This is a genomic window from Candidatus Villigracilis proximus, from assembly GCF_016717045.1.
Classification (GTDB): domain Bacteria; phylum Chloroflexota; class Anaerolineae; order Anaerolineales; family Villigracilaceae; genus Villigracilis; species Villigracilis proximus.
In genome coordinates this window covers 32,493-52,340 of the sequence record NZ_JADJUO010000011.1, presented here as the reverse complement: position 1 = coordinate 52,340, position 19,848 = coordinate 32,493, and the positions used below count along the sequence as shown (strand labels likewise).

Annotated in this window: 19 protein-coding genes and 1 pseudogene; 16 read left to right on the top strand and 4 right to left on the bottom strand. The window is 48.7% G+C overall.

All coding sequences use genetic code 11. The features are described 5' to 3' along the window. Positions 1-2 precede the first annotated feature (2 nt). The 7 genes from IPL71_RS13490 to rsmD all read left to right on the top strand — a co-directional run bounded on the left by IPL71_RS13490 (position 3) and on the right by rsmD (position 7,878). Positions 3-1,547: an ArnT family glycosyltransferase gene (locus IPL71_RS13490; protein ID WP_345322399.1), complete on the top strand. Its 1,545-nt coding sequence runs from the start codon at positions 3-5 to the stop codon at positions 1,545-1,547. A gap of 193 nt (positions 1,548-1,740) precedes the next feature. After that, a complete protein-coding gene (locus IPL71_RS13485) occupies positions 1,741-3,732 on the top strand; it encodes a tetratricopeptide repeat protein (protein WP_345322397.1) in 1,992 nt (663 codons plus the stop codon). A 43-nt stretch (positions 3,733-3,775) separates the two neighbouring features. Further along, complete coding sequence (locus tag IPL71_RS13480) at positions 3,776-4,627, top strand: polysaccharide deacetylase family protein (RefSeq protein ID WP_345322395.1); 852 nt, start codon at positions 3,776-3,778, stop codon at positions 4,625-4,627. Continuing rightward, positions 4,608-5,630, top strand: coding sequence for a GNAT family N-acetyltransferase (locus tag IPL71_RS13475; protein WP_345322393.1), 1,023 nt, complete (start codon positions 4,608-4,610; stop codon positions 5,628-5,630). The genes IPL71_RS13480 and IPL71_RS13475 overlap by 20 nt, the downstream gene beginning before the upstream one ends. Positions 5,631-5,750: 120 nt before the next feature. Further along, positions 5,751-6,353, top strand: coding sequence for a GNAT family N-acetyltransferase (locus tag IPL71_RS13470; RefSeq protein WP_345322391.1), 603 nt, complete (start codon positions 5,751-5,753; stop codon positions 6,351-6,353). Beyond that, positions 6,350-7,327, top strand: a complete 978-nt coding sequence (locus tag IPL71_RS13465) for a uroporphyrinogen decarboxylase family protein (RefSeq protein ID WP_345322389.1) — start codon at positions 6,350-6,352, stop codon at positions 7,325-7,327. Before IPL71_RS13470 ends, IPL71_RS13465 begins: the two co-directional genes overlap by 4 nt. Continuing rightward, the gene (gene rsmD / locus IPL71_RS13460; protein WP_345322388.1) at positions 7,324-7,878 is read left to right on the top strand and encodes a 16S rRNA (guanine(966)-N(2))-methyltransferase RsmD; all 555 of its coding nucleotides are present in this window, start codon (positions 7,324-7,326) and stop codon (positions 7,876-7,878) included. The genes IPL71_RS13465 and rsmD overlap by 4 nt, the downstream gene beginning before the upstream one ends. A gap of 116 nt (positions 7,879-7,994) precedes the next feature. Here rsmD and IPL71_RS13455 read toward each other — a convergent pair whose 3' ends face one another. Further along, positions 7,995-9,383 carry a GAF domain-containing protein gene (locus IPL71_RS13455; protein ID WP_345322386.1) on the bottom strand — a complete coding sequence of 463 codons (1,389 nt, stop codon included), beginning with the start codon at positions 9,381-9,383 and terminating at the stop codon, positions 7,995-7,997. A 120-nt stretch (positions 9,384-9,503) separates the two neighbouring features. Between IPL71_RS13455 and IPL71_RS13450 the strand changes: the two genes are divergently transcribed. Both IPL71_RS13450 and IPL71_RS13445 read left to right on the top strand, forming a co-directional pair. Next, on the top strand, positions 9,504-9,797 hold the full coding sequence (locus IPL71_RS13450) for a hypothetical protein (protein WP_345322384.1): 294 nt from the start codon (positions 9,504-9,506) through the stop codon (positions 9,795-9,797). 39 nt (positions 9,798-9,836) lie between these two features. Further along, positions 9,837-10,056, top strand: a pseudogene (locus IPL71_RS13445) (YdbC family protein). Between the two features lie 68 nt (positions 10,057-10,124). Here IPL71_RS13445 and IPL71_RS13440 read toward each other — a convergent pair. After that, positions 10,125-11,147: an alkaline phosphatase family protein gene (locus IPL71_RS13440; RefSeq protein ID WP_345322382.1), complete on the bottom strand. Its 1,023-nt coding sequence runs from the start codon at positions 11,145-11,147 to the stop codon at positions 10,125-10,127. Positions 11,148-11,323: 176 nt separating this feature from the next. Between IPL71_RS13440 and IPL71_RS13435 the strand changes: the two genes are divergently transcribed. Further along, positions 11,324-12,418 carry an ATP-binding protein gene (locus tag IPL71_RS13435; RefSeq protein WP_345322380.1) on the top strand — a complete coding sequence of 365 codons (1,095 nt, stop codon included), beginning with the start codon at positions 11,324-11,326 and terminating at the stop codon, positions 12,416-12,418. 59 nt (positions 12,419-12,477) lie between these two features. Continuing rightward, positions 12,478-13,275, top strand: coding sequence for a hypothetical protein (locus IPL71_RS13430; protein WP_345322378.1), 798 nt, complete (start codon positions 12,478-12,480; stop codon positions 13,273-13,275). Here the strand turns inward: IPL71_RS13430 and IPL71_RS13425 are convergent. Continuing rightward, positions 13,272-13,580, bottom strand: coding sequence for an NUDIX domain-containing protein (locus IPL71_RS13425; protein WP_345322376.1), 309 nt, complete (start codon positions 13,578-13,580; stop codon positions 13,272-13,274). The two genes, IPL71_RS13430 and IPL71_RS13425, sit on opposite strands and share 4 nt — an antisense overlap. A gap of 197 nt (positions 13,581-13,777) precedes the next feature. Next, positions 13,778-15,100, bottom strand: a complete 1,323-nt coding sequence (locus IPL71_RS13420) for a class II fructose-bisphosphate aldolase (RefSeq protein ID WP_345322374.1) — start codon at positions 15,098-15,100, stop codon at positions 13,778-13,780. Positions 15,101-15,213: 113 nt separating this feature from the next. On the opposite strand from IPL71_RS13420, the gene IPL71_RS13415 reads away from it, so the two are divergent. The 5 genes from IPL71_RS13415 (at position 15,214) to IPL71_RS13395 (ending at position 19,824) form a co-directional block, all read left to right on the top strand. Next, positions 15,214-15,738, top strand: coding sequence for a hypothetical protein (locus IPL71_RS13415; RefSeq protein ID WP_345322372.1), 525 nt, complete (start codon positions 15,214-15,216; stop codon positions 15,736-15,738). Positions 15,739-15,787: 49 nt separating this feature from the next. Further along, positions 15,788-16,831, top strand: coding sequence for an FAD binding domain-containing protein (locus tag IPL71_RS13410; protein ID WP_345322370.1), 1,044 nt, complete (start codon positions 15,788-15,790; stop codon positions 16,829-16,831). Next, the gene (locus tag IPL71_RS13405) at positions 16,798-17,196 is read left to right on the top strand and encodes a (2Fe-2S)-binding protein (protein ID WP_345322368.1); all 399 of its coding nucleotides are present in this window, start codon (positions 16,798-16,800) and stop codon (positions 17,194-17,196) included. The genes IPL71_RS13410 and IPL71_RS13405 overlap by 34 nt, the downstream gene beginning before the upstream one ends. Positions 17,197-17,206: 10 nt before the next feature. Further along, positions 17,207-17,629, top strand: coding sequence for a hypothetical protein (locus tag IPL71_RS13400; protein WP_345322367.1), 423 nt, complete (start codon positions 17,207-17,209; stop codon positions 17,627-17,629). A gap of 158 nt (positions 17,630-17,787) precedes the next feature. Continuing rightward, positions 17,788-19,824: a xanthine dehydrogenase family protein molybdopterin-binding subunit gene (locus IPL71_RS13395; protein WP_345322738.1), complete on the top strand. Its 2,037-nt coding sequence runs from the start codon at positions 17,788-17,790 to the stop codon at positions 19,822-19,824. Positions 19,825-19,848 lie beyond the last annotated feature (24 nt).

Below are 19,848 nucleotides of genomic sequence, written 5' to 3'. Positions count from 1 at the left end.
TCGTGCAAAAAATACGTCAACACCCCATTCTTATTTTGCTGATCATCAACATCGTGATCGGTCTTTTCACCTTTCGTGATTACGGCCTCTCGTGGGATGAGCCGCTTTACTACGATTACGGTCAGGCATCCGAAACTGCCTACTCCATCCCTGCCAGATTAAACGGCACCTTCGACCTCGAAAAAACTTTCGGCGCATCGGCCAGTGACCACGTCACACGCGGACCAGCTTATCTGGTCATCGCCGGTCAGTTTCAAAATCTGCTTGAATTCTTCGGGTTGGACATGGTCTCCGCCTGGCATTTGACCAACTTCCTGACATTTCAGATCGGGTTGTTTTTTCTTTATCTACTAACCCGCCGCTGGCTCGACCGTTGGCCTGCCACTGTTTCGACAGCTTTTTTCGCCACTCAACCAGTCTTCTGGAACCATGCGTTCATGAATCCAAAAGACATGCCCTTCGCCGTCTTTTTCTTAATCAGCATCTACTTCGGCCTGCGCATGATCGACTCGTGGACAGCATCCCCGCAAAGCGCAAAGACCATCATCCGCGCTGCGATCTTGCCCGGCATTCTACTCGGCATCACCACCGCGATCCGTTTTATAGGGCCTTATGCGGTTGTATTAATATTTTTATTTTTCATCTCCACCAAAAACTGGAAAGCCATCTGGGGATTTATTCCTTACGGAATCACCGCCCTCGTCACCATGTATATCTTCTGGCCTTTCCTCTGGCCTGACCCGATCGGGAGATTTATCTTCGTACTACAAGCTATGTCCAACGCGCCCGCTGACTTGAAGATTCTCTTCATGGGCAAGTTGTATCCGGCTTATGAACTGCCGCGCAGATACTTTCCCACTCTGCTAACCTACACGTTGACAGAACCCACATGGCCGCTGTTCATTGCCGGCACAGTCATCGCAATAAAAAAGGCACTTCAAGAATCAAAAGACCGCACACGCCTCGGCGTCACCTTCCTCTGGTTCGGACTTGTCATCTCAGCCCTCGTCATTACCAATCCGCCAAACTCAGACGGCTACCGTCATTATCTTTTCATGTTCCCGCCGGTTTTCATCTTCGCTGGATTCGCCATCAACGAAATATTTAACCGCATTCAACACAATGGAATAAAAGCCGCAGCGGCTTTTGCCCTGCTTCTTCCCGCCATCATCGCCAATGTGACTTTACATCCATATCAATACGCATACTACAACACCTTCACCGGCGGCACAGACAAAGCCTTCAGACAATACGAAACAGATTACTGGCTCACCTGTTACCGTGAAGCCGTTTTGGAGTTTGAAAAAGAAGCGCCGCAAAACTCACAACTTTTCGTCAAACGCGAGCCATATATCGCGGAATATTACGCGAGTTCAAACATCACCATTCGTGATTATCGAACTGAACTAAAAGATATACAGCCGGGTGATTTCGTCCTCATCAACACCCGCACCAACGACGATGAAAAGATTCTAAAAGATACGCCTGTATTTATGGATGTCCATCGCGGAAACGCCATCTTCTGCGTCATCAAACAAGCTCAGTAAAGAGTTTCTTAATTCTGTGTTTAAAAAAGAATTGAACTCTTGCATAAGTAAAGCGTTGTAGACCACAAAGTCACAAAGCACAAGTCACAAGTTTTTTTGAGTCTGAGACTTTGTGCCTTTGTGGTAAAAAGGACTTATGCAAGAGGTCTAATTAAGAAACGGACTCCAAATCAAGCAACGAGTGAAAAGCCTCATGAAAAATCTTAGACTTAAATCGGGAAACATTCCCTTTCTTTTTCTCATCACCACCGTCCTCGCCTATGGATTGCTCATTCCATCCATAGGCTTTTACTGGGACGACTGGCCGTTTGCTTGGATCGCAAAATTTATGGGACCCGCCGAATTCAACCCGGCGTTTGCTCCCTTCCGCCCGTTTCTGGGACCGATCTTTTATTTCACCACCAGTCTTCTGCCGCCCCTGCCGATCTACTGGCAGGGATTCGCTCTATTCATCCGCTTCATAATGGGCTTCGGCACCTGGTGGATGTTACGCCAGGCATGGCCTGAACGTCCGCGCATTGCGTTGACAGCGGCGCTTTTGCTGATCGTCTTTCCGGGTTACAGTCAGCACTACATCGCGTTGACACACATAAATCAGGAATTAATTCCCTTTATCTTTTATCTGTTTTCATTCGGCTATACATTCAAAGCCTTACGCGCCGAACGCCCACTGACCTATATCATCATCGCCGTCTTACTGCAAATTTGCGGCATCTTCCCCACTGAATATTTTTTTGGTCTGGAAGGAATGCGCGCGCTCTTTTTATTTTTCTTCTTCAGCGGCAGCCTCTTCTCGCGAGTGCGCGAGACGCTCAAGCATTGGTGGCCGTATCTGGTCGTCTGGATTCTCAACGCGCTCTGGCTGGTCTATTACTATAGATTTGGTCCCTACAACTCCTACGAAGTGACTTCGGTCAACAACGCCACGCCGCTTTCACTTTTCATGGACGTACTCGACACACTCTGGAAAGCCTGTTTATATATCTGGATTCAAGTGCTGTTGCTGGTCTCCACACATTTAACAGCGCCTTCATCTATTTTGACTTTGGGCCTGATCGCTGTTTTCTTTGTCTTTATCAGCTATTTTTACATTCAGCACTTCGAAGGGACAGGCGAAAGCCGGAGCTTCTCACTCTCGTTAATGCTCATCGGCGTGGTCGGCATTCTGCTCGGGCGTTTGCCTTCTCTCGCCGCAGAATTACCGCTCAGGTTACAAACCGGCTACGACCGTTTTATGATCTCGATGATGATCGGTTCCGTCCTCTTTGCCATCGGGCTGATCGAATTGATATTTAAAGACAGCCATTTCAGAATGTATGTTGTGACTGCAATGATCGCGCTCGGCGTCGGCCAGCAATTTTATAACGCCAACATCTTCCGCCGTGACTGGGAAAAGCAAAGCGAAATTTACTGGCAATTATCATGGCGCATTCCTGCGCTAAAACCCAACACTGTTTTGTTGACTCATCAACTGCCCACCGAATACGAACCTGATTTATCCTTCACCGGCCCGATCAATTGGATGTATGCACCGGATTACACGTCAGACGCTAATTTACCTTATGCATTGATCTTCAGCGAAAAACGCATCGGCGGACCTACCCTCCCGTCGCTTGATCCTGACACGAAAATCTCATTCGCCTACCGGACAGTGAACTTTCGCGGCTCCACGACAGATACGGTTGTGATCTACATGCCGGTCAACGGCTGTTTGCGTGTGCTTGACCCCAATCGTGGTGACGCGGATATTTATTCACGTCTTCCGGATACGCTGGTCAACACCATTCCGCTTTCGAATCTTTCGCGCATCATCACTGATCCCGAAAAACCTGCCGTGCCTGAGTTCCTGTCTACGGAGCCGGAGCATACGTGGTGCTATTACTTCACGAAGGCCGAGCTCGCAATGCAAATGAATGATACAGACAAAGTCATTGCCCTCGAAGCAGAAGCAGTTTCAAAGGGGTATGAACCGGAAGATCCCAACGAGTGGTTGATCTTCATTGAGGCGCACGCGCTCAAAGGTGAGATCAAGGCTGCGGAGAAGTTATCCGAAAAAATAATAAAAGAAGATCCGACAATGCGCAGAGGCGTGTGCATTGTATGGAGAAATTTATTCATCAAGCAAAACAACATGAACGCAAGACAGATCGGAATTTTTATGAACGAAATAAAATGTTCTGAGTAATCTGCGTTCTCCATTTTTATCGCCATGCTATAATTCGCGCCCTATGAGTCCTTCTCCACGCTTGTTGCTGACAATTGACTATGAATCATGGTTTGCGCCTTCACGCAAATATGATTTTCTTTCTCCGCAGGAACGCCGCACTTTAGATAATGGGTTTGCAAATGACGCGCTCGACCCGATCCTTGAAAAATTAAAAGATGTGCAGGCCAGTTTTTATCTGGTTGGTGAATTGGTGGAATGGTACCCAAGCCTGCCGAAAAAAATAGCAGACGCCGGACACGAAGTTGGCTTTCACTGTCAGGTGCATCGCCCATTGACGGTGCTCGAAGATATCGAACATGATCTGCGTTCTTCGGCGGGATGGCGCGAGCAATACAAGGTGCGCGGGTTTCGCGCTCCGATGATCAACACGATCGAAGATGTGTACCCACTGCTTGAAAAAGATAACTTTAGTTACAGCTCATCACTGTATGCGCCAACCGGCACGATATTACAAAAAGGTGACATTTGGGAATTACCCGTCAGCACGTATCCTTTATTTGGGCGGCCTGCACAATTTCAGGCGCCGCGCAATATGAATTTGCCGCTGGTGATGGGCGGTGAATTTCCCTACGGCTCAAGCATGATGAGCGGACTTTTCCCCCGTATGGTTTTCAAGATCATCGAAAAACAATTGAAGGCAGGCTTAAGCCCGGTGATCTTCCTGCACCCGTATGAAATTGTTTCACCAAAAAAATGGCCGACCGAATTCATGCGCGGACTTTCAGTAATCCACTTTTGTATGTGTTCACACTTGATAAATCAGCATTTCTGCACGACCTGCTGCGCTCCTTCCCGATTTCCACAATTGACCAATTCATCCAAGAGAGTACTCAATGAAAGCACAACGCGTTGACAAAATAAATTCGCCTGACCTGGAACCGCAGTTAAGTTTTTCCGGTCTGGATAGCTGGTCTGATTTTGTGAATGAAGTTTACGATTACAAGGTTCACCGCTTTACTGTGACCGAAGATTCGCAGACCCTGTCCGCGCTGACATTGATCGAAGTGAAGCATCCTGTCTTCGGTCATTATCTTGTAACATCGCCCTTCGGCAGTTACGGCGGATTCGCATACAAGAATTCCGCTGCGCGTGATCTTTTATTGGATGAAGCCCGCCGCCTCGCCGAAGAAACCAAAGTGGAATACGCCGCCATTCGTTTTGACGAAGGCGAATCAACTCCACCCGAAAACTGGGTGCAACATCCCGCTTATTACACCTACCTGCTTGATCTTCCCGCCACGCCAGATGAAATGCTAAAGAAATTTTCATCCGATCATCGCAACCATGTACGCAAATCTCTCAAAAAGGGATTCTCTGTCCGCTATGGTCATCTTGATATTCTGGATGATATTTACGAAGCGCTGGCACGCAGTATGCATGAGTTAGGTTCGCCATATCACACAAAAAATTATCTGAGAAGCATGGCACAGCATTTAGGTGACACACTTGAATTTGCAGTGTTATATGATCCGCAGGGAAAAATTGCGGGCGGTGGAGTCTTTATTTATCAGGACGATACGATGTTTAATTTACATGCCAATATTCTGCGTTATGTCCGCTCGAATTATGCGGGTGAATTTTTATACTGGAGCGTGATCGAACGCGGCATCCAAAAGGGACTTAAAACCTTCGACCTCGGGCGCAGTCTGGTTGGTTCGGGAAATGAGATCTTCAAAATGAAATGGGCGCCGCGCAAAAAGCTGCTTGCCTATTGGCACTGGCTCGCACCCGGCCATCCATTGCCGGTGTTAAACCAAAAGAATCCAAAATTCCAGATCGCCATCGCAGTCTGGAAACGCACGCCCGCATTTCTAGTGCGGATGATGGGTCCGCATTTGGTGCGTGGCCTGGCGTAGTTTTTAACCGGAGATGAACAAAGATAAACAGAGATAGGTCCTTTTATTCTTAAACATTAATATAAAAATCTTTGTTCATCTCTGTTTATCCTAGTTAATTTAGCCCTTTAAAGAGAAGCGATGAAATATACCATTCATAATTTACACGAGATCGCACCCGAGTTGCTGCCCAAACTGGCCGAGATCCACATGGGAGATCACGGCTTGCTTTCCGAGTTGGGCTATCCATTTGTGGAAAGATATTTTGAGATCGTATATAAAAACAAACAAGTCGTGGCAGTGTATGCACAAAATGACGAAACCGGTGAATTGATCGGCTATAACATCGCCGCACCGGAACCCGCCGCGCTGACCGGTCAACTCACGAGCGACCGCGCATGGTTCATCAAGCAAATCATCAAAGCGGCCTTCACTCGTCCGCTGGCGATCTTGCAGTTGGTGGTTTCCAGTTTAACGATACGAACGCAAATGCAAAACGAAGCTGACGCGATCGAAAGCCTGTACCTGACCATCAATCCAAACTATCGCGGCATGGGCATGGGCGGCACCCTGCAGCGCGGATTGTTCGAAGCGGTCCGCGCCGCCGGCTACAAACGCATCGTCGGCAGTGTTGAGATCAGCAATCAGGCCAGCCTCAAAATGTGCCTCTCAAACGGATTTACCATCACCAAAACTTTCCGCGAAGGAAAGTACACCAGACATCGAATCGAGAAGATACTATGACCACACATCGTGAACGTATTCAAGCCTGCCTCAATGGCGAAAAGACCGACCGCACGCCCATCGCCCTCTGGCGTCACTTCCCTGTTGACGATCAGAATCCCGAAACCCTCGCGGCTTCGACTCTGCATTTTCAAGAGACCTATGATTTTGACATTGTCAAAGTCACGCCTGCTTCATCGTTTGCTGTCAAAGGCTGGGGCGTGGAAGATAAGTGGATGGATGACACAGAAGGTTCAAGGAGATATACCAAACGTGTCATCACTGAGCCGGCGGATTGGGAAAAACTGTCCGTGCTAGAGCCGAGTTCCCCGCATCTTTCTGGACAGTTAGCCTGTCTCCGTCTCATTCGGCAGAATCTCAGCCCGGAGACTCCTCTGATCCAAACGATATTCAATCCGCTTTCACAGGCCAAGAATTTGGCAGGCAATGATCTGCTGCTAAAACATTTACGTGAACATCCCGAAGCTGTTTTAAAGGGACTGGACACCATCGCAAAGACCACAGCAAAATTCATCGAAGCCGCAACCGAGATCGGCATAGACGGTATCTTCTACGCAGTGCAACATGCCCAGTCTGATATTCTCACACTGGATGAATATAAAAACTTCGGCCTGCCGTTTGATCAAATGGTGCTCGAACCTACACAAAACTTGTGGTGCAATATGCTGCACCTGCACGGCAAGGAAGTTTATTTCTCATTACTCAGACTGATGAATTTTCAGATCGTCAACTGGCATGACCGTGAGACGTATCCATCCCTGGCAGAGGCGCAGAGTCTCTTCCGCGGCGCGTTGTGCGGCGGCTTGAGACAAGGTTCTCTCGTTTTTGAGGATCAGGCTACAGTTAAGGAAGAAGCGGCAGATGCCATTAAGCAGACGAGAGGTCAACGCTTCATCCTCGGCACGGGATGTGTGGTGCCGGTTACGGCGTCTCATGGGAATCTGGTCGCGGCACGCGGGAGTGTGGAATTATGAGTCTGCGTGTGATCGCTGGAACGGCCAGAGGGAAAAAATTATTGTCGGTGCCGGGGGATACAACCCGCCCGGTAATGGATCGTGTGAAAGAGGCATTGTTCAATATTCTGCAAGGGGATGTGGTCGACTCAAAATGGTGGGATCTGTTTGGCGGCACAGGCGCGATCGGAATCGAAGCATTGAGTCGCGGCGCGGCCTATGTGCGTTTTTCTGATCTGAACCGTGAACCAGTGGAGACCATCTTAAAGAATATTGCGAATTGCCGTTTCACCAATCAAACAGAAGTGCGCAAAGGCGATGCGTTCAGTATGCTGGCGGCGCAACCTGATAAACAATTTGAATATATTTACATCGCGCCGCCGCAATATAAAGAGATGTGGGTGCAAGCCTTGAAATTAATTGACGACCACATGGGCTGGCTGACCGATGATGGAACCGTGATCGTGCAGATCGACCCAACTGAATATGAAGAAATGGATTTAAAGAATTTGGTGGAAGGCGAACAAAGAAAATACGGAAGTACGTTGTTGATCTTTTACGATCAGAAGTAACAAGAAGTGAGAAGTGAAGTCACGAAAATAATTCTGGGCAAAATTTAGCTTCAAGCCATCAGCTTGCTGATGGACTCCAAAATTATGAAAAAAGCCGCCTTGTCAGGCGGCTTTTGTTATTCTTCGGGTTGATCTTTTTTAGACTCCCGCATTTGTTGCGCTTTTTCCTTCAGGTTTTTAAAGTAGCTATTATCTGTGATCTCTGCCACCTGTCTCTCACGTTTGACCTGATCAATTTCAATCCGCAATTCCTGAATCTCTTTACGCAGACTTTGTTCGAGAATATATCCTTCCAAAGCGGCAGCAGCAAGTGAGGAAAAAGATTCCATTAACTGCTGCAAGTTGTTGTCAAAAGAAACATATTGTTTTCTTGAATCTAATGCGTTTAACAATTGCAGCACACCTTGTACTTCGCCAATGCTATTTTTTAGCGGAATGGTCAAAAAGGACACGGAAGCATAGTTATATTTTTTATCAAACTCTCTTGCACCGGAAAAATCAAATTGTTTGTTTTCATAAGAATCATCAATGTTGACTGTTTTACCGGTCAATGCGACATAACAAGCGAGATTGCGGTGATTGGGTTTTTCTCCTTCGAGATACAACTGCAACGGCGGAAGAGTGATCTGCGTTCCGCTTGCACCGCCCATCGCAATGTTGAGAGATTCGTTGCGCTCAACAGTAAACTCCAGCATGTTGCCTTTTCGCAGATAAAGTGTGCCGCCATCAGCGCCGCAAAAGGATTTGGCTTCGATCACCATGCTTTCGAGTAGTTTCTGAAAATTTTTCTCACTAGCCAATTGCACGCCGATCGGAATCACGATCTCAAGCAGTGTGTCAGCGCGGCGTTTTTCAATGCCAAGGCGGATCAACACACTACGAAGTTGACCCGTAATGTAGAGGCCGATCAACGTAACGCCGCCAATTCCAAATGAAAGCGGCAGGATGTCACCGCCGACCTTTTGGATCACAAGATAATTAAAAAGCACAATGTACCCAATACTCGCGCCCAATCCGCTGAGTAAAGTGATTCCACGTTGAACGCGATGCTTGAAGTAGAACTGGGTCATTACCACGCCTACGATCCCCGAGGCAGTAGCTAAAACAAGGACAGTGGAGAGCGTGGACAACACACCTTGAAGATTATCCTCAGGATGATTGAGGGAATACTCAAGCGTTCTGCCCATCGCATACCCAAGTCCACTGGCGAAACCGTAGACAGAACCGTCCACCAGATTGTCAAATTTCTCCCAGTGGACAACTGCCAAAACGCCAAGTGATGCGAGGATTTGCTGAATAATAGGCAGAACGAGAATAAGCATCACAGCCGGATTCAATCCTGCCGCAATGGATTGTTGATCAAGCAAATAGGAAAGACCAAATCCGATTCCACCCCAGATCAGGCTAAGCAGCACCCAGCGAAAGTTGCGTCTGGTGTACAAACCAAAGCTATACATGACGATCAAGATAATAAAAGAAAAGCTGGCGCTGATGAGTGTTGCCATAAGGGAATACCTTTGTAAAAGAGATGGCGGGATTATACCTATCATTATGAAAAAGACCCAGAATATTTTTCTGGAATCTCTCGGGTATACTGGACAATAATACTAAAAGGAGAATATGCCATGCCCGTAAATAGAAACCAAGGGGTGAAGATCCTTGTGCAGGAAGTACTTGCGATCATGCCCAAGCCATACGGCGAGGATGTAATTCTGGATGTGTGTATGGCGATTGAACACAATCCAGATTGGCGGCGGCGCTACGATCAATTATGCGACGAACTGCGCGACACAGTGGTGAACCCGGCGATCAGTCAATATATAAAAGAGGAAACCGGATTAAGTGTCCTGCGGGAAGTTTCAACCAAGGGGATGAGTCACATTCTCAGGAAATATGCGAAGCTGGGAAGTGTCAAATAAAGATCGTTTATTATCTTGTATAAATAGGAGACCCAAACCATGTCTGAGATCAAATATGAAATTGTAAAAAAGATCGGCGAGCTATCCAAGTCTGCTTCGGGTTGGGAGAGAAGTCAACTTGATCAGTTGGAATGACCGGGATGCAAAGTATGACATCCGGGATTGGTCAGCGGATCATGAGAAGATGGGCAAGGGCGTCACTTTGTCGAAGGAAGAATTACTGGCTTTGAAGGCTTTGCTAAACAGTATAGAGATTTAATTTTTTTTCTCTCTCTACCAACAGTCAGCAACACAAGAGACTCTCACTTCAGCGCGCGGTTAAGTTAATTACTTCCACGGGGCGGTAATGAGTGTGGTCTCTGCATCTGCGGCGTGACCGAGATATGGCAGCCCCCATGCTTCGGATATTGTTTTCAAGATGGAATAATGCGAATAGGGAGTGTTATCTTGAAAATTTTCCCTGACTTGAGGAGAGATAAAAACCGTGGCGACACGTCCACCGGCGAGTTCGGGGAGGCCGCAACAGGAGTGATTGCCTTGACCTTCGTCCCAGGTGAGGATGATGAGATAAGGCTCGCCAGTAGACTCAAGCGCCGGATAGAGTTTATCCATTTGCTCCTTTAACCAGCCGTCGGCCAGATCAAGTGTGCAATCATGGGCGGAGTAGCAAATATCGGGTGTGATGAAAATAAAATTGGGCAGGTCATTTGCGGCAAGGTCTACATCCATTTGAGTAAGCGGGACGATACTGCGCTCACAGCGTTCTGTATCTGTGCGGATGGGATCAAAGAAAATAAACGGATTATGCTTGCGGACATAGCGCAGGGTATTGCCAGTAAAACACGGTTCCGGCATATCATCTTGATAGGTCTTCCAGGTACGTCCACTGGCTTCGATCAGGTCGGGCAGACTAGGAGCATTGATATAACAATCTGAGTAATCGCAATTATCCGTGATACCAAAAGTGTCACCGCCGATCAGGGAAATATAATTAGGCAGGCTGGGATGTGCCGGGGTGTAATGTTGATTGAGCAGTGTATAGGAGCTGGCAAGCAAATTAAAGTAGGCCATGGAGCCATTCCCGATAACTGAGCCGTATTCCTTGTTCTCAAAGATGATGATCACAATATGGGAGAAATCCGGCACCAGTGGAATGGGCGTGGGGGTTGCAGCCAGCGTGGATGTTGGGTCAGGTGTGGGTGTTGAAAGAGGTTGAAGCGTGGAACTGGGTAAAACAGGCTCGGGTGTGGATAATGTCAAAGCGGGCTGGCAGGCCTGAGTTAAGAAAGAAACGAGGGTTGTCATCCACAGGACACGTATCACCAGAAAGCGCAATGTAAATTTAATCATGAGTTGAATCCTTTTTTCAGATTATAGAGCAAAATTCGGGAATAGCCCAAATGGGTGAAAACTGATTTTTTGGCATGATAGAATTGAAGAAATATTATGACAACCATACGCACCCCCGCAAAAATCATTCCTCGCGCTTTCCCCGGATCAAACCTGAAGAAGTTCAGGAAATTATTATGAACAGCCGCATTAAGACATATCCGCCGCAAACTGTGATATGCCGTGAAAATGAGGTTGAGTATGTTTTCTATATGATCCTTGAAGGGGATTTTGAAGTTACAAAGACCATCAATAATTCAGAAACCCGTTTGCTGAAATCATTAACCGCTGGTGATTTTTTCGGAGAGATGGCGTTGATCCATAACGCGCCGCGCGCGGCAACAGTTCGTTCAAAGACCAATGTGATCGTGCTTGAACTCGATAAAGATGGATTCAATCGTGTGCTAAAACGCAGTCCTTCGATCGCAATGGCAATGGTAAGCGAGATCAGCAACCGACTCAGGCAAAACGATCAAATGGCGATTGAAGATCTGCGTTTGCGTGCTTCAGAATTGGCAGATGCCTATCAAAGACTCGCGGAACAGGACCTGGCCTGCCGCGAATTTCTGACCATTGTGGCGCATGAGCTGCGCAGACCATTGATGGTGGCAGGCGGATATTTACAGGTTCTTCAAAAGGGAATGGTGACCGGCGACGACCTTGATTCCAAGATAAATACGATTGCGCGCAACATTGACCAGATCACTACACTGGTGAATGATATTCTTTTTCTGCAAGAGATCGAGCTGGTTCTGCCTGAGTTCGATGCTGTGAATATGGTGAAGATCGCGGAAGTTGTTGTTAGAAAATATGAGGGTAAGGCAGAGACACGGCATGTAACTGTACAGGTTAAGATAGATCACAACATACCCGATGCCAAAGGCGATGCGCGTTCTTTGGAACGCGCGCTGACTGCGCTCGTAGACAACGCCATAAAATATAGCCCGCCAAACGGCATGGTTGAAATCCGCTTAACGACCCAGGCAGACCGTGTGCTGATTACCGTGGAAGATCATGGAATTGGAATCGCACCGGATATTCTTCCACGCATTTTTGACCGCTTCTTCCATGTGGATAAAAACGGCGATGAACTATACGGCGGGCTTGGCATCGGGCTTTCGATCACACGTCAGGTTATTCAACAGCACAAAGGCTCGCTGGATGTGGAAAGCGAACCGGGGAAAGGCAGCACCTTCACCATGTCTTTGTTAAAGTGGCAGCCATTAAATTAATAATGCCGCTCATTGTCAGATGCAAAAAGCATCAGGCATATTATTTTATGGAGAACAACATGCTATTCAAGTTTCGACCTGCAATTATTATTTTTATTATTTTTTCATTAAGCATCGCGGCCTGCGGCTCAGGAAGTGAGAATAGCCCAGCCGTTGTTTTTCCCACGCTTCAAGGTTCCAATTCAGACACATCCGCTGCATCAAATGAAATCTGCGAAAACGCACTCTACCCCACTGTGCAAAACGCCGCATGGGTATACACCAGCACCGGCGGCCCGAACGGTTCATTCAATTACACAAACTCGATCACAGAAATCCGTGCTGATGGTTTTACGCTCACCTCACAATTTACAGACCACACCCGCACCCAGGAATGGGCATGTCAACCTGATGGAATCAAAGCACTCCAACTCGGCGGCGGCAGCGCGGCGGGCATCTCAATTCAGGAAATGACCGCCAACTTAAATACATCAAATGTGACCGGAATCAGTCTGCCCAGAGAAGTCACAGCAAGCATGCAATGGCAATATAGTCTTGCACTTGAAGGCACAATCCCTATGCTCGGCGATCCACTGTCACCAGCGCATGGCACCTACTCGGTTACCCTGCAGGAAATCGGCAGCGAAACTATCACTGTCCCGGCCGGCACATTTGAAGCGATCAAGATCCAAGCCAACTCAACAGTTGATATTGTTACCGTTTTCGCGGGAAACGAAGTTCCGATAAAATTCAGCGGAACAACGATCACCCGAACGCGCAGCAAAAGGCAGGTCGCCGCGCTGCATGTTATGGATTCGTTCAAGCAGAATGGGCAGATCTTCAACCATTGGAAGATGAAGAACCGCATCTTTCTTTAACCATTCAACTGCCCCCTCCTCACTGGCTTTGATCTCCCCCGCGCATTTTCTCCACAAAACAAAAACAGACAGATCCCCGTCTCCCCTGCATCCACCAAAACCGTGCCGCACAACCACAAATCTGCCGTGAGACCGGTTTCTTCAAGCAACTCACGCCGAGCAGAAGAAAGCAAATCCTCGCCGCGCTCCACGTGACCGCCAATACCGTTATATTTGCCAGCCCATAAACGTTTTGTAGGCGCGCCTTTCATTAATAAATATTCATCCCCGCGCCGGACAAAAATCGCCGTGCGGGGAATGAACATATATCTATCTTTGGTAATACCTTGATCGGATTGGGGCATTTATTGCATCTAAAACTGACGACCAGGAAAACCATAAGCCATCCGCTTCACTTTTTTTACAGACTAATCCGCCAGGTCGCTGACATCTTCAGCGGCAACATCAGCCTTGACATAGTAAGCAAGTTCGGGAGCAACCTTGGCCGATGTGATGTATTTTGTCACATATTCTTTGTATCTTTCACGCCGAGCAAATTAAAGAGCATGTCAAATTGTGCTTCCCATGCAGCAATCAATTTGGCTTTGGCTTCTTCAGGGAGAGCATAGGATTTTGCTTTGAAAGGACCTACCGCATTCTTGCGCGTCTTGTAATAGAACTGCTCATCGGTCATGCCGGGTTTACGATCACCCGCTGAGTTGACATCCAGCCACGCATACATTTCCTTTTTGAAATCAGCGGGAACGTTATCGAAGAACATGGTAGTGAAGTTGGTGGCAAGGTGTACTTCAATCGCTTCGTTCTGAACGAATTTGTTGAAGTTTTCTTCAGCCACGGTGGAAGCACCGTGCTGCACAGTGCCGCCCATGCCATATTCATTGCGGGCAACACGGCTCAGGTCACGCAGCACATCAAAGGCAATGGTCACTTCAGCGAGTGAACCATCCGCGAGAACAGTGCCGCCATGCGAAGTGCCTGTCAGCACGCTGATCTTGCTCAAGCCAGGCTTGCCTGGAGCAAGTTTCTTCATTTCGGCATTGTAGCCGTCCATATAAGCGCGCAATTCCGGCTCGGTAGAGTTGACAGTACCCACTTCACCGATCTCACCGCCAATGGAAATGGTCACGCCGGCCGGTTCATTCTCACGAATAAACGCGGAAAGTTCCGAAGATAATTTGCAGTTCAATGCCTGCTGTTCAGCGACAGTCGGCAAATGAATGTCTACAAGTGTGGATGTATCCACATCAATGTTGTAGAAACCCGCAGCCATGGCTTCGATGGACAAGTCACGCACGGCCTGCAATTCAGCCTGTGCATCGGTTGCATACTTTTTGGCAGAAACCTGAAAGTGATCGCCTTGAATGAAGACCGGCCCGACAAATCCTTCAGCCACAGCAGCGGCCAGAATATTGGTCGCATATTCAGAAGGACGCTGCGCAGTGTAGCTCATCTCCGAGCGTGCGAGTTCAAAGATGAATGCGCCGCCATTGATCTTATTCGCCGCACGAAACATGGCGCTCGCCGCATGAAAGGACAAGGCGCGCAAGTTGAAAGCGGGTGTGGTAAAGGTCATGGGTACTTCACCGCGTCCACGGGCGAGATAAAGCTCATGAATGGATGCGGCGTACACGCCCAATTCCAAAGCGGCGGCACGGATAAGGTAACGGGACCAGCCAGCGGATGAGTCTGAAGCGGTTGCAGAACGTTCCACCAATTTTCCGATGTTCTTTCTGAATTTCGCCGCATCCAGCACTTTCACGGTTGCACCGTCAACAGATAAACTGTTGTCAACGAGGTTAAGTAATTCTTGAATCTGATCTGACATTGTAAGCTCCTGAGAAATAATGATAATCTCATTATAACTGGAATTAAACGATATAATGTAAACATCATGAGACGATTTGGACAAATACACGTATATTATGGCAGGAGGCTCACATGAGTGATTTTTTTGAAAAAGTAAGTGGACAGATCGACCCGTTCAAAAAACTACTTTCGTACATTCCCGGTTTCAGCGGCTACATTGAAAGACAAAACCGCCGCGACGCAGACAAAGTTCTGCGTGAAACAGTAGCGCGCCGCTTTGAAGAATATTGGGGACGCGCATCCAACCTACAGGTTGAGCTTGTCAACAATGGCATGATCAAATATGTCGATGATATGGAAAAGGCCGCACTCGCTTTGCGCACTTTTATTGACAAGATCACCACAGCCGCGCGCGGATACTCCGGCTTGTTCGATGCCGTGAAGATCAACGAAAAGGAACTCGAAGCGATCTATCAGTTCGATGTTACATTCTTCACCCTCGGTGAACAGGTCAGCAGCGCGCTTGATAATGTGGAAGCCAGCCTGAGCGACGAAGCAGCATTACCAGCCGCCATTCGCAACCTGACCACCCTTGCCCGTCTTGCTGTGGAAACTTTTGAGCGCCGCTCCGAAGTTGTTACCGGAAGCGGACAATAAAATGAAAAACCCTAAAGGCCTTAAAGGCCTTTAGGGTTTTATGTATCCTATGTGGCAAAACTATATCAATGCAACATCCATAGATGAAGTTATTAAAAATTTTAGGGAAAAGAAAGAACGCGCCCGCATCGTAGCAGGCGGCACAGACCTCATCCTCGGACTCGAACGCGGCGTAAAAAAGGGCATCGATACCCTGATCGACGTTTCGCGCATCCCAACCCTTGACCAGATCATTATTGATGAAGACAATATCATTCATCTTGGCCCCCTTGTCACTCACAACGACTGCGCCGCATCCAAGCTCATCCGCAAAAGCGCCTATCCACTGGCACGCGCGGCATGGGAAGTCGGCGCACCGCAGATCCGCAACCGTGGCACCATCGCGGGTAATCTGATCACCGCCTCGCCGGCCAACGACACGATCACTCCGTTAATGGCACTCGGCGCAAGTGTGACCCTGCTCTCCACGCGCGGCGAACGAACCGTCCCATTAAATGAATTTTATACCGGCGTCCGCAGATCGGTGATGCAAGCCGATGAAATGCTGGTCGATATTTCCTTCCCGGCCATGAAGAAATCCCAGCGTGGAACCTTCATCAAACTGGCCTTACGCCGCGCCCAGGCCATTTCCCTCGTCAATGTCGCGATCATTCTTAATCTGAAAGAGGGCACTGTCAAATCGGCAGTCATCACTCTGGGAGCCGTCACCCCGGTCATCGGTCACGCAGAAGAAGCGGAAAAATTCCTCGCACAGAAAAAACTCAATAGAAAAAATATCGCCCAGGCCGCAGAACTCGCCATGCAAGCCGCGCATCCGATTGACGATGTGCGCGGTTCCGCAGCCTACCGCCTTGAAATGGTCAAAGTCATTACCGCCCGCGCTCTGACCACGATCCTCAACGAAACCGAACAGGATGGAATGCCAAAGAAGCCGGTTCTGTTACAGTCAAAAGAGACCACAGAGCACGAGCTCAGACCACGAGTGACTTTCCATCCTCGCCAATTGAAACGACCATTAATGGAAAGAACTATTCCTTCACCAGCGGACATAATAAAACATTGCTGCGTCTGCTGCGCGAAGAAGGCATGTTAACCGGCACCAAAGAAGGCTGCGCCGAGGGCGAATGCGGCGCGTGTACTGTCTTCATGGACGGCAAGGCGGTCATGTCCTGCCTTGTGCCTGCACCCCGCGCGCACGGCGCACAGATCACCACCATTGAAGGGCTGGCCAATGGCGAAGAACTGCATCCTGTACAGGAAGCCTTTGTCAAACATGGCGCCGTCCAATGCGGATATTGCACACCGGGCTTTTTGATGTCTGGCGCAAAATTAATGGAAGAAAAATCCAAACCCACACATAATGAGATCGAGCAAGCCATCACTGGAAATCTCTGCCGCTGCACAGGCTATTACAAGATCGTAAAAGCCATTGAAGACGCAAGCAAAACGAAAAAATAAGAGGTATTTAATGGGAAAGTACAGAAGCTCGTCACGCATTAGAACTGCGCCCAAGAATGAAGGTCCGCACGCGATCTGGCGTGGTATTGGTTGTTTCATGATGCTGATTATCCCTGCCATTTCAATTGCGGCCGGGGTTGAAACCATCAACTACGGGGTTGAACACAACTGGCCCATCCCCTATCAATTAATGGGCAAGCCCGGTCTGCCGGATTTCTTCTACAAATCCAGTGGACTTATGGCTATTTTTGGACCCATCGTCAGCATAAAAAACTTTTACGCCATGGCAGTCGCCAGCATCATTTTCATGGTCTTCCTTGGCGGTATCATATCACTGGTCTACGCATTGATCTATAGCTTCACCGGCCCTTCACGCTATGGCCCCACCGATGCACCTCCGCCCAATATCAAAACAAAGAAATACACACGATAGGAAATTATGTCAGAACAATCTGTCGGTAAATCACTGCCCCGCATTGACGCGCGCGGAAAAGTAACAGGCAGCACGCTTTACTCTGGTGACCTTACCATGAGGGGCATGCTGCATATGAAAATCCTTTTGCCGAGCGTCCGCACGCCCGCGTCAAAAACATCCGCACAGACAAAGCGGAAGCCGCGCCGGGCGTTGCCGCAGTTTATACAGCAAAAGATATCCCGGTCAATGAATATGGATTGCAAATTCCCGACCAACCCGTTCTATGCGGACCCGGATCAAGCAAACCATACACAGACATCGTCCGCTTTATTGGCGATCAGGTAGCCGTCGTTGTAGCGCAGACGGAAGCCCAGGCAGAAGCCGCCGTCAAACTGATCGAAGTGGACTATGAAGACCTCCCGATTCTTGCGGACCCGAAAGCTGCTCTGCGCTCCGATGCGCCCATCCTCCACCCTGACAGAGGCGATACTAACGTCTGCGTGCATTACAAGATTCGCAAGGGCGATGTGGACGCAGCCTTTGCAAAAGCAGATGTGATCGTCGAAGGTCAATATTACACGCCGGTACAGGAACACGCCTATCTTCAACCTGAAGCAGGACTGGCCTATATTGACGAAGAAGGCCGCGTCACAATTGAGTCTGGCGGCCAATGGACTCACGCCGACCGCGAAACCATCGCGCACGCACTAGGCTTGCCTGATGAAATGATCCGCATCATTTATCCCGCCATCGGCGGCGCATTCGGCGGACGTGAAGACATGTCGGTGCAAATTGTGATCGCACTGGCCGCCTGGAAACTGCAACAACCTGTCAAGATCATTTGGTCTCGCCGCGAGTCGATGATCGGACATGGCAAACGTCACCCGATCACCATCAACGCAAAATGGGGCGCGACCAAAGACGGCAAGTTGATCGCCATGGAAAATGAATTGATCGGTGACGGCGGCGCGTACATGTATACCACCAACAAAGTACTTGGCAACGCAGCCATTACATCCACCGGACCATATTTTGTACCCAACGTAAAAACAGACGTCTACGGCTTATATACAAACAATGTTCCCAGCGCCGCCTTTCGCGGCTTTGGCGCACCACAAGCCCTGTTCATGGCCGAGCTGCAAATGAACAAACTCGCTGAAAAACTCGGCATAGACCCGGTTGAGTTTAGATTAAAGAACGCACTGCGCGATGGCGACACTATGGGAGTTGGCACACCCGTCCCGGCTACGGTGAGCATTGTGGAATGTATTGAAGCCGCACGTGATAAATTCGGCTGGAAGAAATTAAAAACAAAAAAGAAAAAAACCGATTCTCACATCGTCCGTGGGCAGGGGTTTGCGACTGGATTTAAAAATGTAGGCTTCTCTTTTGGCTATCAGGAAAACTGCTGGGCGAAAGTGGAAATCCACGGCAACGGAAAAATGGATCGCGTCGTGGTACATCATGCCGGAGCAGAAGTTGGTCAGGGTACACATACGGTCATGATCCAAATGGCAGCGCAGGTACTCGGAATTTCGGAAGATAAAGTGGAGCTCAAAACTTCCGACTCTGCCACACAGGGTAATCCCGGCTCGGCATCGGCATCCCGTTTAACCTTTATGGCTGGCAACTCGATCAAAGGCGCGGCAGAAGCAGCGTTAAAGAAATGGGATCTGGAAGAGCGCCCCGCCATTGCAGAATTTAAATATCTCGCACCGCGCACCACCCCATTCGATCACGATACTGGATATTCCATGCCGAATTTTTCGTATTCTTATGTGGCCCAAGCCGCCGAAGTGAAAGTAGACACACAGACCGGCCATATACGCGTGATTCGCATCGTCTCTGCAGATGATGTTGGCAAGGCGATCAACCCTGATCTCGTTGTCGGTCAGATTGAAGGTGCCGTCGTACAAGCACATGGCTATGCGATACTCGAAGATTACAAAACAAAAGATGGCCGCGTGCTGACCGATCAATTTAGCACCTATCTCATCCCGACCATCTTGGATATTCCCGAATCTGTCGAGTCGGTTCTTGTGGAGGTTCCTGATCCCAATGGCCCCTGGGGTGCGCGTGGACTTGGCGAATTGCCCCTGCTGCCAGTTGCGCCAGCCATCGCCGCCGCCATTCACGATGCAATTGGCATCTGGATCGATGCATTCCCATTCACCCCTGAACGTGTTTTGCGGGCGCTTGGAACAATAAGATAGGCTTTTTTGTAAGGGGTACAAAAA